Annotated in this window: 14 protein-coding genes; 7 read left to right on the top strand and 7 right to left on the bottom strand. The window is 73.1% G+C overall.

The window, feature by feature from the left end:
* Positions 1-23 precede the first annotated feature (23 nt).
* The 5 genes from A8713_RS33745 to A8713_RS07035 all read left to right on the top strand — a co-directional run bounded on the left by A8713_RS33745 (position 24) and on the right by A8713_RS07035 (position 2,744).
* The gene (locus tag A8713_RS33745) at positions 24-200 is read left to right on the top strand and encodes a hypothetical protein (protein WP_173860807.1); all 177 of its coding nucleotides are present in this window, start codon (positions 24-26) and stop codon (positions 198-200) included.
* The gene (locus A8713_RS07050) at positions 197-922 is read left to right on the top strand and encodes a hypothetical protein (protein ID WP_064532263.1); all 726 of its coding nucleotides are present in this window, start codon (positions 197-199) and stop codon (positions 920-922) included. The genes A8713_RS33745 and A8713_RS07050 overlap by 4 nt, the downstream gene beginning before the upstream one ends.
* Before the next feature lie 51 nt (positions 923-973).
* A complete protein-coding gene (locus tag A8713_RS07045) occupies positions 974-1,411 on the top strand; it encodes a phage holin family protein (RefSeq protein WP_064532261.1) in 438 nt (145 codons plus the stop codon).
* Complete coding sequence (locus A8713_RS07040) at positions 1,408-1,821, top strand: DUF3618 domain-containing protein (RefSeq protein ID WP_064532260.1); 414 nt, start codon at positions 1,408-1,410, stop codon at positions 1,819-1,821. Before A8713_RS07045 ends, A8713_RS07040 begins: the two co-directional genes overlap by 4 nt.
* A gap of 191 nt (positions 1,822-2,012) precedes the next feature.
* A complete protein-coding gene (locus tag A8713_RS07035; protein ID WP_064532258.1) occupies positions 2,013-2,744 on the top strand; it encodes an antibiotic biosynthesis monooxygenase in 732 nt (243 codons plus the stop codon).
* Positions 2,745-2,805: 61 nt separating this feature from the next.
* Here A8713_RS07035 and A8713_RS07030 read toward each other — a convergent pair whose 3' ends face one another.
* Entirely contained in the window at positions 2,806-4,638 is a 1,833-nt protein-coding gene (locus tag A8713_RS07030) for an endonuclease/exonuclease/phosphatase family protein (protein ID WP_064532256.1), read from the bottom strand.
* A gap of 305 nt (positions 4,639-4,943) precedes the next feature.
* Here A8713_RS07030 and A8713_RS07025 point away from each other — a divergent pair, with 305 nt between their 5' ends.
* Both A8713_RS07025 and A8713_RS07020 read left to right on the top strand, forming a co-directional pair.
* Positions 4,944-6,398 (top strand): hypothetical protein, encoded by a 1,455-nt coding sequence (locus tag A8713_RS07025; protein WP_064532254.1) that lies wholly within the window; start codon positions 4,944-4,946, stop codon positions 6,396-6,398.
* A 127-nt stretch (positions 6,399-6,525) separates the two neighbouring features.
* Positions 6,526-7,092, top strand: a complete 567-nt coding sequence (locus A8713_RS07020; protein ID WP_064532252.1) for a TetR/AcrR family transcriptional regulator — start codon at positions 6,526-6,528, stop codon at positions 7,090-7,092.
* A gap of 110 nt (positions 7,093-7,202) precedes the next feature.
* Here the strand turns inward: A8713_RS07020 and A8713_RS07015 are convergent, their stop codons facing one another.
* The 6 genes from A8713_RS07015 to A8713_RS06990 form a co-directional block, all read right to left on the bottom strand.
* Positions 7,203-8,408, bottom strand: coding sequence for a TerD family protein (locus A8713_RS07015; RefSeq protein WP_064532250.1), 1,206 nt, complete (start codon positions 8,406-8,408; stop codon positions 7,203-7,205).
* 96 nt (positions 8,409-8,504) lie between these two features.
* Positions 8,505-8,726, bottom strand: a complete 222-nt coding sequence (locus A8713_RS07010) for a hypothetical protein (protein ID WP_064532247.1) — start codon at positions 8,724-8,726, stop codon at positions 8,505-8,507.
* 124 nt (positions 8,727-8,850) lie between these two features.
* Positions 8,851-9,840 carry a zinc-dependent alcohol dehydrogenase family protein gene (locus tag A8713_RS07005; RefSeq protein WP_064532245.1) on the bottom strand — a complete coding sequence of 330 codons (990 nt, stop codon included), beginning with the start codon at positions 9,838-9,840 and terminating at the stop codon, positions 8,851-8,853.
* A complete protein-coding gene (locus A8713_RS07000; RefSeq protein WP_018567649.1) occupies positions 9,837-10,661 on the bottom strand; it encodes a carbohydrate ABC transporter permease in 825 nt (274 codons plus the stop codon). The genes A8713_RS07005 and A8713_RS07000 overlap by 4 nt, the downstream gene beginning before the upstream one ends.
* On the bottom strand, positions 10,658-11,596 hold the full coding sequence (locus A8713_RS06995) for a carbohydrate ABC transporter permease (RefSeq protein ID WP_064532243.1): 939 nt from the start codon (positions 11,594-11,596) through the stop codon (positions 10,658-10,660). Before A8713_RS06995 ends, A8713_RS07000 begins: the two co-directional genes overlap by 4 nt.
* Positions 11,593-12,966, bottom strand: a complete 1,374-nt coding sequence (locus tag A8713_RS06990; protein ID WP_064532241.1) for an ABC transporter substrate-binding protein — start codon at positions 12,964-12,966, stop codon at positions 11,593-11,595. Before A8713_RS06990 ends, A8713_RS06995 begins: the two co-directional genes overlap by 4 nt.
* Positions 12,967-13,043: the final 77 nt, after the last annotated feature.

Genomic DNA, 13,043 nt, shown 5'->3' with positions numbered 1-13,043 from the left:
ACCGGCAGCTCATGGGAGGCGTCATGAAGCTCGGAAAGGCACTGGCCACCGGATTCGCCGAGGAGCGGCAGCAGCCGGGGCCGGAGGAGGCGCAGGCCCCCGTACGGCCCGGACGGCCCGTACCGCTTGAGGAGGAGCGGCAGGAGACGGTCCGCACCGAAGGGGCCCCCGCCGCCGAAGAGGTCCCGGCCGCCCGATGAGGCTGCGGCTGCCGGCGGAGCACCCGGCGGAGCCGCCGACCGGATACAAGATCGCCCACCCGGTGCTGTGGCGGGACGGCACCCGGGCCGGGTTCACCGGCGTGTCGCTCGGCGGTGCGCTGCCGTACGGCGTCGTCGCGGACGCCGGCTGCGTCTACGGCCGGCGGCACCGGCCGCCCGCGCGCCGGTGCGACTGCGGCTTCCACTGCGTGCGCGAACGCGCCGCCGCCGAGGCCCTGTTGTGCATGACGGAGCACCGCGCCGCCGTCCTCCTGGAGGTCTCGGTCCTCGGCGCCTACATCCGCTTCGAACGCGGCTACCGCTCGGCCCGCCAGCGGGTGCGCACGATGACGGTCGGACCCTGCGCGTGCGGCGCGCCCGCCCTCGCGCTGGCCGACGCGGGCTGGGGCCGGCCCGGCCGCAGCGCCCTGGCTGCCACCTGCGCGGGCTGTGTGCGCGGGCGTACGCCCGTGACGTTCGCCGCCTTCGCGCGGCTCGCCGGGGACGGGCTGCGGGTCGTGGCCGCCCCCGGCCCGGAACTCCTTCCGGGGCCGGCGGGCGCGGGGCCCGTCCCGGCACCGGGCGGGCCGGGGAGCCGGACCGTGCCGGGGATGCCCGAACTCGTCGCGGAAGCGGCCCTGTTGCAGGCCCGGCTCGACTGGTTCCAGACCCGGCTGGCGCTGCTGGGGGAGCGCGGACCCGGCGGCGCGGGCCAGGGGTAGCGCGGGCGTCGCGGGGTACCCGGGCCTCCGACCGAGAGGAGGCGGTCCACCGTGACCGGGACCATCGATGCCAGACCAGTGCACGCGGAGCACGCTCCGGCGGGCGACCGCTCGGTGGGCGAGCTGGTGCACGACGCCACCGAACAGCTTTCCCTGCTCGCCCGGCAGGAAGTGGCCCTCGCCAAGGAGGAACTGACCGCGAAGGGCCGGCGCATGGGACGCGGCGGCGGCCTCCTCGGGGCCGCGGGCGCCCTCGCCTACGTCGGCCTGTTCGCACTCGCCGGTACGGGCGTCGCCGCGCTCAGCCTGGTGCTGCCCGTGTGGGCCGCGGCACTCATCGTGACCGGTGTGCTGTTCGCGCTGGCGGGCCTGCTGGCCCTCACCGGCCGCGCCCAGCTGCGCCGCGCCGGACCGCCCACGCCGCAGCGGGCACTGGGCAGCGTCAAGGCGGACGTCGAGGAGATCAAGGAAAGGGCACACCACCGATGACCGACAGCAGGCACGGGACGGACAAGGCCGCGACGGCGCCCGGCGCCAAGGGGCCCGACGAGCTGCGCGAGCAGATCGAGCGGACCAGGAACCGGCTCGGCGACACCGTCGAGGAACTGGCGGCCAAGGCCGATGTGAAGGGCCGCGCCAAGGCCCGCGCGGCCGATCTGCGCGACCGGGCCGGAGCGATGACGGTGCAGCTGCGCAGCGGCGCCGCCCACGTCGGGCACCGCGCACAGGACCGGGCGGCGCTCAAGGCCCGCAACGCGCCCGACGCCCTCGGGCAGCCACTGGACGGCGCCGTGCGGACCGTCCGCCGCAACGCCCGCCCCCTGCTGTTCGCGGGCGCGGCCGGAGCGGCGGTCCTGGCGGCGGGGCTGCTGCTCAACCGGCGCCGCGCGCACTGCTGAACCGCAGGCCCGGCGCGTACGGCCGACGTGGGGCGACCGCGCCCCCGGAACACCCGCCCAGGGTCTCCGGGGGCGCGCAGTCATGAGCGCGGGCGCCCCCGCGCCGGGCCCACGGGCAGGGCTTGACCTCAATCTTGGTTGAGGTCGGAGAGTGATCGTGTCGTTCAGACAGCCGATCACCGGAGGCCCCGATGAGTTCCGTACCGCGTACGGCCCTGCGCACCGACGACCACCCCGATCTCACCGATCCGCGCGTGGGCTCGCCGCTCTTCAGCACCTGGCGGGTGGGGACGCCCGAACGGCAGCGGGCGACGGTCGAGGCGATCGCCGGGACCTGGCAGCGCCGCCCCTGGCCCGCGGACGGGCTGATCTCCTACCACGTCTACACGGGCGAGGACGGCACCACGCTGCTGCACCACTCGCAGTGGGCGAGCGAGCAGGAGTTCGAGGCGTTCGTACGGACCCGGCGGCAGGAGCGGGTCGACGAGATCGATGTCGCCGTGCCGGGGATCGAGCGGGTCGGGCTCGGCCGGTTCCGGCACCACCGGAGCGCCGCCCGCGGCGGCCCCGCGGGGCGGGACCGCCGGGTGCCCGGCTGCCTCGTGGTCGTCGACGTCGAGTTCGACGGGCCCGACCCGGAGCGGCAGCGGGCCTGGGTCGACGCGGTCTTCGAGGCCCTGGAGGGCGACCCCGCGCCGCACCCCGGCGGGATCGCCGCCCACTTCCATCTGAGCACCGACGGCCGGCGGGTGCTGAACTACGCCGAGTGGGAGAGCGCGGAAGCCCACCGGGCGGCGCTCGCCGCCCCGGGCGACGGCGTCGGGTCGGCGACCGCGCGGTGGAAGCGCGTGCAGACCTGGCCCGGCGTCCGGAGCAGCACGGTGAGCCGGTACGAGCACGCGCTCGGTCTCGTACCCGCCTGACGGCTGACGGCTGACGGCTGACGGGTGGACACGGGACCGGGGCCGCGCGCCCTGGCATGGCCTACGGGCGGAAGCGCAGCACCTGCGGGTCGTGGTCGCTGATCTGGTCGTGGAACTCCGAGTTGATGTGCACGCTGTCGTACGCGAAGCGGCCGTGCCGGATCGAGGGGCTGACCAGGATCTGGTCGAGGACCTGCGCGTTGCCCTGGTAGTCGTAGGTGTACCGCTCGCTCCTGGGCAGCGACTTGATCGCCGACCACAGCTCGCCGCGGCCCTCCAGGATCCGCGCGGTGCCGGAGAACTCGAAGTCGTTGATGTCGCCGAGGGCGATCACGTCCGCGTCGCGCTGGACCTTCAGGATGTCCTTGACGAAGGAGTTCACCTCGGTCGCCTGGAGGTGGCGCTGCGTCTCCGAACTGCGCACCGGCGGCTGGTACTTGCCCGTCAGCCCCTGGTCGCCGCCCTTGGAGGCGAAGTGGTTGGCGATCACGAGGACCGTACGGCCGTGGAAGACGAACTCGCCGGCCAGCGGCTTGCGGCTGGACTTCCACGCCTCGCTCGCCGGGTCGATCCGGCCCGGCGAGGAGGTCAGGGCGGCCCGGCCGTGCACCCGGGTGACGCCCACGGCGGTGGTGGAGCCGCCGCCGGGGCGGTCGGTGAAGGAGACCCGGGCCGGGTTGAACAGGAACGCCTGGCGGATGTTGCCGCCCGGCTCGCCGCCGTCCTGGTCGTTGACCGGGTCGATGGAGCGCCACTCGTAGCGCGGGCCGCCCGCCGCGACGATGGCGTCGATCAGCTTGGCCATCGTCACGTCCGCGGTGACGGTGCCGTCGTCGGTGGCGCCGTTGTCGTCCTGGATCTCCTCCAGGGACACGATGTCGGGCGAGCGGAGGTTGTTCACGATCGCGGCGGCGTGCGCCGCGAAGGTGGTGTCGGACGGGTCCAGGTTCTCCACGTTGTAGGTGGCCACGGCCAGCTCGTCGCGGGACTGCTTGCGGGTGTTCTCGCGGCGCAGGCCGCCGCTCTCCAGGGCGCCGATGCGGTTCGCCACCAGGGTGTAGCCGCCGTACTGGGTGTAGTCCAGCGGGCCGGCGGTGGTGCCGCGCAGGGTGTCGCCGACGTCCGCCACCGGGAAGTCGGCGGTGGCGCCGAGCGACTGGATCTGGAGCCGGCCGGTGTTCTGCGAGGTGTAGGAGCCGTACACCGTGCCGCCGCGCCTGTTGGCGTTCTCGTGCGGCTTCACCGTGACCCACAGCTCGGTGTACGGGTCGCTGGCGGTGACCACGCGGACGTCCTTGACCTGGACGTTCATGCCCTCCAGGGACTCGTAGTAGTCCAGGGCGTAGCGCTTCGGCCGCAGCGGCAGGGCGTCGATCGAGCCGTTGGCCGCGCTGTCGCCGGCCGGGGTGTAGGCGGCCGGGACCGACTTCGCGTCGACGACGACCGGGGCCGGGACGGCGTTGCCGGAGGAGACCACGGTGACGGCCGGCTTGGTGATCTCGGTGATCGACTGGTTGCCCGAGGAGGTGCCGCCGGGCACGTACTCGGAGACGGTGCCGGTGACCGTGACGGAGTCGCCGACGGCGGCCTTCGGGGCGGAGCCGGTGAAGACGAAGACGCCCTCACTGGTGGCCGGGTCCGCGTCGGGGTGGGGGTCCTGCATCCAGAACCCCTTCGAGGCGCCGTAGGTGCGCACCCCGGTGACGATTCCGGCCACGTCGGAGACCTTCTGGCCGGCGTACGGGGAGATCCGGGTGGTGCCCTGGATGTCATGGATGCGCACGGAGTCCGCGTGCGCGGGCGCGGGGAGCACGATCATCTGGGTGACCGCCGTCGCGGAGCACACGGCGGCGACGGTCAGCGCGGCGAGACGGGCGGAAGACTTGCTCGGCAACGGAATCCCTCCGGGGACGTACAGAAGCGCCGGGACGAGGGTGGAGCGGGGAACAGGATGCCGCGACCGGGACGGCCGTGGCACGCAGCGCACTCGGTGGACAGTTGTCCCCCGAATGTCTACGCGCGTCAATCTCCTGTGGAGCCAGGGGCGTTGTCAAGGTTTCGGCCATGTACGAAGGGCGTCGGGGAGATGAACCGGGCGGCATGGGTGGAAATCCGTCTAGGCTGAGCGGTCGAGTCGTCAGGCTTCACCGGCCCGGGGTGCGCAACCCCCGGTCCATCAGGTCCTAGGAGAACGAGCCGATGTCAGACACGTCCCCGCTGCCGCCGGTGCGGCTGGCTTCCGAACCGGAGCTGGCCCGGGACGCCCTCGCCGCTCCGCTGCTGTCCCGGGCCGCCCGGCTGGCCCGCTGGGCCTCTCCCGCCACCCGGGTCGACGCGGGCGGCGCGCTGCTGCCCGAGCAACTGCCCGCCGCCGCCGGGGAGCTGGGGCTGAGCGGCGACGAAGCGGCGGCCTCGGTGAGCGAGGCGTGGCGGATGGCCGTGGACACCGGACTCGTCGAGATCACCGACGAGGAGCAGGGCACCGTCGCGGCGGGCGCGGAGCTGCGGCGGCTCACCGGCGGCTCGCCGCACGACGTGCTCACGCTCTGGCTGACCGCGCTGGACGCAGTCCTGGCCGACGCCAGCGTGCCCGACTTGGACGGCCTGATCGACGCCATGGACGAGGGCGGCGCCGTCGACCTCTCCGCCCTCGACTGGGACCCGCAGGCCGAGGCGGAGTTCCTGGACGGGGTGCTGGCCAACCTCTATCTGCTGACCGTCGGCGAGAGCGGGCCGGGCGCCGGGCCGGTGCCGCTGCCCGCGCTCGCCGCCTCCATGATCGTGCCCAGCGACATGGGCGAGCCCACCGACGACATACTGGAGCAGGTCTCCGACGCCATGATGCGGCTGGACGACCAGTTCCGGCTGCTGGAGCCGATCGGGCTCGTCGTCCACCGGCCGGTGGACGAAGCCCTGCTGGAGGACGCCGAGTCCGGCACGGACGGCGGCAGGCCCGCCGCCTCGGCGCCGGGGTCCGACGACGAGCTGGACGTCGCCCGCTACGGCATGGTGCGGCTCACCCCGCTCGGCCTGTACGGCGTCCGGGCGCGGCTGCTGGAGGCCGGGCACGACGCCCCGGCCGTCGGTGACCTCGCGGACAAGGGTGCCGACGCGCTGCTGGACGGCACCGCCGCCTTCCCGCCCCCGGCCGCGCACGCCGAGACCGAGCAGTGGCTCGCCCGCCGCGAACCGCTGGCCGCCGCCCGTGAACTGCTCGCCGCGGCCCGCGGCGCCGACGCCGGGGGCCCGCTGCGCCGACTGCGCTGCCAGCAGGCCCTGTCCCTGGTCGGCGCGGTGGCCGAACCGGCGCTGCGCGAGGTGCTCGACGACGCCGAACTGGGCGGTCTGGCCCGGGTCTGGCTGACCGAGCGGGGCCTGCCCGACGTGCCGCCGCCCTCCCAGGACATGGTCTTCTGGCTCACCATCGACACGGTGGCGGCGCAACTGGCCGCCGAGGGCGACTCGGAGGAACTGCTCGCGCTGGTGCAGGGGCTCGCCGAGCAGCACAGCGGGTTCTTCGCCGCGGCCTGGCGGGTGGACCATCCGCACACCGCCGACGTCCTGGAGGCCATGGGCCGGCTGCACCCGGACAAGAAGACCGCCAAGGAGGCCCGCAAAGCGGCCTTCAAGGCGCGCTCCGCGCACGGGGGCTGAGCGCCGACGGGCCGTGGCGGCGGGGCGGGGTCTTGGCGGGGGTCTCCGGGGGAGGGCGGCCGGGGAGGTCCCCGCTCCGGCTCCGGTACATTCTGCAGACGGCCTCCGGTCCCCGAGGAGTATGCGGATGGCGCAGGTCAGACCCATGCGGGCGGACGCCCGGCGGAACTACGAACGGCTGCTGGAGGTGGCCCTCCGGGCCTTCACCGAGCACGGTGAGAACGCCTCGCTCGATGACATCGCCAAGCGGGCCGGGGTCGGCTCCGGGACGCTGTACCGGCACTTCCCGAACCGGCAGGCGCTGCTGGAGGCGGCCTTCGTCGACCGGGTCGAGGCGATCGCCGCGCGCGCGGACGAGCTGGCGGAGCGGCTGGCGCCGGGCGAGGCGCTGTCGCGGTGGCTGTACGAGCTGTGCGCCTGGACGATCGAGGCGCGCGGGCTGAAGGCGCTGCTGGGCTCGGCGGTCACGGACGGCAGCGCGACGGCGGTCACCGTCTGCGGTACGTCGCTCATGGGCGCCGCGGCCCGTCTGGTGGAGGCCGCCCGGCGTGCGGGCACCCTGCGGGCGGACCTGGAACCGGTCGAACTGCTGCGGCTGGCGCACGGCGTGGCGACGGCCGCCGAGCTGGCGGACGGGCAGGGCGCGCACCTGCGCCGCTATCTGACGCTGCTGCTGGAGGGCCTGCGGGCGTGAGGGCCGGTGGCCTCGGGGGAGCCGCGCGCGGGAGCGGCCGGTGGCCGGTCCCGGGCACCCGGACGTCCCGGCACCGCCCGGTGCCGGGACGCCCCTGACGGAGGGTGCCGCTACAGCGCCTGGGCCGCCGGCTTCACCATGTTCCGTACCGTGCGGGCCTTGACGAAGTCGCCCATGGCGGTCATGTCCCACTCGCCGGAGAACTGCCGGACCAGCTTGGCCATCATCACGCCCGTCTGGGCCTCGGCGTTGGTGAGGTCGAAGCGGACCAGTTCCTCGCCGGTGGCGGCGTCCAGCAGGCGGCAGTACGCCTTGGCGACCTCGGTGAACTTCTGGCCGGAGAAGGAGTTGACCGTGAAGACCAGGCCGGTGACCTCCTGGGGGAGCCGCCCGAGGTCCACCACGATGACCTCGTCGTCGCCCGCGCCCTCGCCGGTGAGGTTGTCGCCGGAGTGCTTCACCGCGCCGCCCAGGATGGACAGCTTGCCGAAGTAGCAGCTGTCGATGTGGTTGCGCTGCGGGCCGTAGGCGATGACGGACGCGTCCAGGTCGATGTCCGCGCCCCGGAAGGCGGGCTCCCAGCCGAGGCCCATCTTCACCTGGGACAGCAGCGGGCGCCCGCCCTTGACCAGGGACACCGTCTGGTTCTTCTGAAGGCTGACGCGGCCCTTGTCCAGATTGACCTTCCCGGCGCCGGGGGCGGGCGGGGCCGGCGGCGCGGGCGGGGCGGCCGGCGGGGCCATCGGCTGCGGCGGGGTGAGGGGCTGCGGCGGGGCCGCGGCCGGTACGGGCGGTGCGACGGGCGCCGCCGGGGCGGGCGCCGGTTCCTCGACGCTGACGCCGAAGTCGGTCGCGATGCCCGCGAGCCCGTCGGCGTACCCCTGGCCGACGGCCCGCGCCTTCCACTGGCCGGCGCGCAGATAGATCTCCATGACGACCAGGGCCGTCTCGGTGCCCAGCCGGGGCGGGGTGAAGGTGGCCAGCGCAGCGCCGCTGTCCGCGTCGCGCAGGGTGGCCGTGGGCTCGATGCCCTGGAAACTCTGCCCGGCGGCGTCCGGGCTGGCGGTGACCACGATCTTCTCGATGCCCGGCGGCACGGCGGAGGTGTCGACGGTGATCGCGTCCGGCGCGCTGCCGCCGCCCGAGCGGTGGGTGACGCCCGGACCGGAGGGCTGGTTGTAGAAGATGAAGTCGTCGTCCGAGCGCACCTTGCCGTCGGCGGTGAGCAGCAGGCCCGAAACGTCCAGCCGCACCGGAGCGGTCACGTCCACCGTGACGCGGGCGGTGGGCAGGGGGATGTTCGAGCCGGGGGTCATAGCTGTCATGCCGGATAGAACGAGCGAGGGCGCTTTACCGTTCCCTTACCCTCCATTCGGGTGCATCCGCGTCGGCCCGGTCGTCGTCTGCGCAGGTCAGCGGCGGTTGCGAGGGTGCTCGCGTGCGGTGCGCTCGGTGCCGCGCCGGTAGTTGCCGGTCCAGCGGGCCATGACGAGCTGGGGATCGCCCGCGGCGACCTCGGCGAGGAAGCGGGCGGCGCGCGGACCCCTGAGGGTGGCCGCGGCGCGGTCGTGGTGGGTGATGCGGACGGTGCCGTCGCCGTCGGCGGCACAGGCGAAGCCGTGGGGTCGGGGCATGCGGGGGATCGTACGGCGGCGGGGCGGACGGTCCCAGCGGATTTCCGCCCGCCCCGCCCCCCGCGTGCCCCGTACGATCCCCCGGGCTCACGATCCCCCGGACTCACGATCCCCCGGGCTCAGGTCAGGGCACGACCACGATCTTGCGGCCGACGCCCGCAGCGAACTGCTCCAGCGCCTGCGGGTAGCTGTCCAGCGGCAGGCGGTCGCTGATGAAGACGTCCGGGTCCAGGACGCCCCCCGCGAACAGTTCCGCCGCGCGCTCGTAGCTGTGCAGGACCGCCATGGAGCCCGTGATGGTGATCTCCTGGTTGTAGATGCGGTACGGGTCGATCTGTACGCGGGTGGCGTAGTCGGCCACGCCGAACTGGAGGAACGTGCCCGCCTTGGCGACCCGGTCGAGGCCGTCCTGGATGGCCGCCGCGTTGCCGGTGGCGTCGATGACCAGGTCCCAGCCCTCGGGGCGGTCCAGCTCGTCCGCGTTCGCGGCGGACGCCGAGACGCCGAGGCCGCGTGCCGTCTCCAGGCGGGCCGGGTTCAGGTCGACCATGTCGACGCTCGCCGCGCCGGTGCGCTTGGCCAGCTCCAGCATCATCAGGCCCATCGTCCCGGAGCCGTAGATCAGCACATGGGCGCCCAGCCGGGACTGGAGGACGTCGTAGCCGCGCACCGCGCAGGACAGCGGCTCGATCAGCGCGGCGTCCTCGGTGCGCACATGGTCGGGCAGCTTCACGCAGTTCGCGACCGGCGCCAGGGCGTAGCGGGCGGCGCCGCCCGCGGTGGTGACGCCGATGGCGGCCCAGCGCTCGCACAGGTTGTTGTGCCCGGTACGGCACCGGCGGCACTCGTAGCAGTACAGCGACGGGTCCACCGCCACCCGGTCGCCCTCGGCGACCTCGGTGACACCGGTGCCCACGGCGACCACCCGGCCGGCGAACTCGTGGCCCGGCACGATCGGCAGCTTGGGCGCGAACTCGCCCTGGAGGATGTGCAGGTCGGTGCCGCACAGCCCGCATGCGGCGACCTCCACGACGACCTCGCGCGGCCCTGGCGTCGGGTCGGGGACCTCGGTGACGACGGCGCGGCCCACGGACTCGATGACGGCGGCCTTCATTTCACGGCTCCCAACGACAGGCCCTGGACCAGTTTGTCCTGGGCGGCGAACCCCGCGGCGAGCACCGGCAGGGAGATGACGAGCGACGCGGCGCACACCTTCGCGAGGAACAGGCCCTGGCTGGTGATGAAGCCGGTCAGGAAGACGGGGGCGGTCTCGGCGACCACGCCGGTCAGGACCCGGGCGAAGAGCAGCTCGTTCCAGCTGAAGATGAAGCAGATCAGCGCGGTGGCCGCGATCCCGGGGACGGCGATGGGGGCCACCACCCGGGCCAGGATCGTGGGCAGCCGGGCCCCGTCGACCCGGGCCGCCTCGATGACGGCGACCGGCACCTCGGCGAGGAAGGACTGCATCATCCACACCGCGATCGGCAGGTTCATCGAGGTGTAGAGGATGACCAGCAGCCAGATGTTGTCCAGCATCCCGGTGTTCTTGGCGAACAGGTAGATCGGCAGCAGACCCGCCACCGCCGGGAGCATCTTGGTGGACAGGAAGAAGAACAGCACGTCCGTCCACTTGCGCACCGGCCGGATCGACAGCGCGTACGCCGCCGGCAGGGACAGGACGAGGACGAGCAGCGTCGAGGCCACCGAGGCGACCGCCGAGTTGGCCAGCGCGGGCCAGGGGCTGGCCCCGCCGCCGCTGCCGAAGAACTCGCGGTAGCCGTCCAGGGTCAGGGAGGCGGCGAAGGACGGCGGGTTGGTCGCCGCGTCCGACTCGGAGTGGAAGGACGTCAGCGCCATCCAGGCGATGGGCAGGAAGAACACGATCCCGGCGAGCCAGGCCACGAGGCCGAGACCGTTGCGCTTGAGGGCGTTCATGCGCGGGACACCTCCTCGCGGAACAGGGACGAGACCACGCGCAGGGCGAAGGTCGCGATGAGGATCGAGCCGATGACGACCAGGACACCGGCGGCGGAGGCCAGTCCGTTCTCGTGGGCCTGGTAGAAGCTCTGGTAGACGGTGTAGGGCAGGTTGGCGGTGCCCAGGCCCCCGGAGGTGAGGGTGAACACCGCGTCGAAGTTCTGCACGATGTAGATCGAGCCGAGCAGCGCGCCGAGTTCGAGGTAGCGGCGCAGATGCGGCAGGGTCAGATGGACGAAGATCTGCCAGTCGCCGGCCCCGTCGACCCGGGCGGCCTCGATCTGCTGCTGGTCGCGGCTCTGGAGTCCGGCCAGCAGGATCAGCATCATGAACGGCGTCCACTGCCACACCAGCGAGGCCTCGACCGCGAGCAGCGGGGTGTTCGAGATCCAGTCCGGCTGCGGGCCGCCCACATAGTGCAGCAGGCCGTTGAGCAGGCCGTACTCCGGGTTGTAGAGGACGTGCTTCCACAGCAGGGCGGCGGCTACCGGCACCACGAGGAACGGCGCGATCAGCAGGGTGCGCACGGCGCCCCGGCCGGGGAAGCGGCGGTCCAGGAGCAGGGCGAGGGCGAGGCCGAGGACCAGGCTGGCCAGCACCACCGCCACGGTCAGCAGCACGGTCGTCCACACCGAGTGGCGCAGGTCCGCGTCGGTGAGCACCTGCTGGTAGTTGTCGAGCCCGGTGAAGCGGCGGGCCTTGGGATAGAGGGCGTTCCAGTCGAAGAAGGAGATCACCAGCGTGGCCACGAACGGCAGCTGGGTCACGGCGATCATGAAGACGAGGGCGGGCAGCAGCGGGGCGCGGGTGGCCCAGGCGCGCAGCCGGGGTGAGGTCCGGCGGCCCGTGAGCGGCTGGGTGGCGGCCACGGGGGCCGTGGTCGTGGCGGTCATCGTCCCTCGTACTCCTTGGAGATCTTCTCGGCGAGCCGCTGGGCCTTCGCGAGGGCGGACTCGACCGACTGGCGTCCGGCGACGGCCGCGCTGATCTCCTGGGAGACCTTGGTGCCGAGGTCGGTGAACTCGGGGATGTCGACGAACTGGATGCCGGGGGCGGGCCGGGGCTGGACGCCCGGGTCGTTGGGGCGGGCGTTCGCGATCGCGTCCTTGGTCCGCTCCTGGAAGGCGGCGGCCTCCGCCCGGTAGGCGGGGATCCCGTACGTGGAGGCGCGCTTGCCCGCCGGGACGTTCGACCAGCCGCTCGTCTCGCCGACCAGCCGCTCGTACCCCTTGCCGGAGGCCCAGGAGACGAACTTCCACGCCTTGTCCGGGTTGCGGGACGCCTTCTGGATGCCCCAGGCCCAGGTGTAGAGCCAGCCGGAGGACGCGGTCTTCTCCACCGGCGCGGGGGCGTAGCCGACCTTGCCCTTGACGGGGGAGCCCTTGGCCTCCAGCAGGCCGGCCGCGCTGGTGGCGTCGTACCACATGGCGACCTTGCCCTGGGTCATGTTGTTCAGGCATTCGGCGAAGCCGGACTGGGCGGCGCCGGACTCGCCGTGCTGCCGTACCAGGTCGACATAGAACTTCGTCGCCCTGGTGAACTCGGGGGAGTCCAGGTGCGCCTTCCAGTCCTTGTCGAACCAGGTGCCGCCGAAGGTGTTGACGACCGTGGTGAGCGGCGCCATCAGCTCGCCCCAGCCGGGCAGTCCGCGCAGGCAGACGCCCTTCATGCCGGGCCGGGCGCCGTCCGCCTTCGCGGCCAGGTCGGCGACCTGCTGCCAGGTGGGGTGGGCGGGCATGGTCAGGCCCTTGGCCGCGAAGACGTCCTTGCGGTACATGAGGAAGGACGACTCGCCGTAGAAGGGCTCGCCGTAGAGCTTGCCGTCGTCGGCGGTGAGGGACTGGCGCATCGGGGCCAGCACGTCCTGCTGGTCGAAGCCCGGGTCCCGGGCGACGTAGGAGTCCACCGGGTGCAGCCAGCCGTTGCGGGCGTAGATCGGGATCTCGTAGTTGGACAGGGTGGCCACGTCGTACTGGCCGGCCTGGTTGGCGAAGTCCTGGCTGATCTTGTCGCGGACGTCGTTCTCCGGCAGCACGGTGAAGTTCACCTTGATGCCGGTCTCCTTGGTGAAGTGCGCGGCGGTGAGCTTCTGCAACTCCGTCATCTGCGGGTTGTTGACCATCAGCACATTGATGGAGTCGCCGCCCGAACCGGCCCCGCCCGCCCCGACCCAGCAGCCGGAGAGCAGCGGGGCGAGCAGCGTCCCTGCGGCGGCCAGGGCGAGTGTCGCTCGCGGTGGCCGCCGTCGGCTCTGGGTTCGCATGGATCGCTCCTGAACATTGGGGATGGAGAGGGGTCATGGGAGTGGGAGATAAAGGGAGGTAGCCGGACATAAGGGGT

This window comes from Streptomyces sp. SAT1, from assembly GCF_001654495.1.
In the GTDB taxonomy this organism is placed as follows: domain Bacteria; phylum Actinomycetota; class Actinomycetes; order Streptomycetales; family Streptomycetaceae; genus Streptomyces; species Streptomyces andamanensis.
This window is presented reverse-complemented; position numbering and strand designations above follow the sequence as displayed.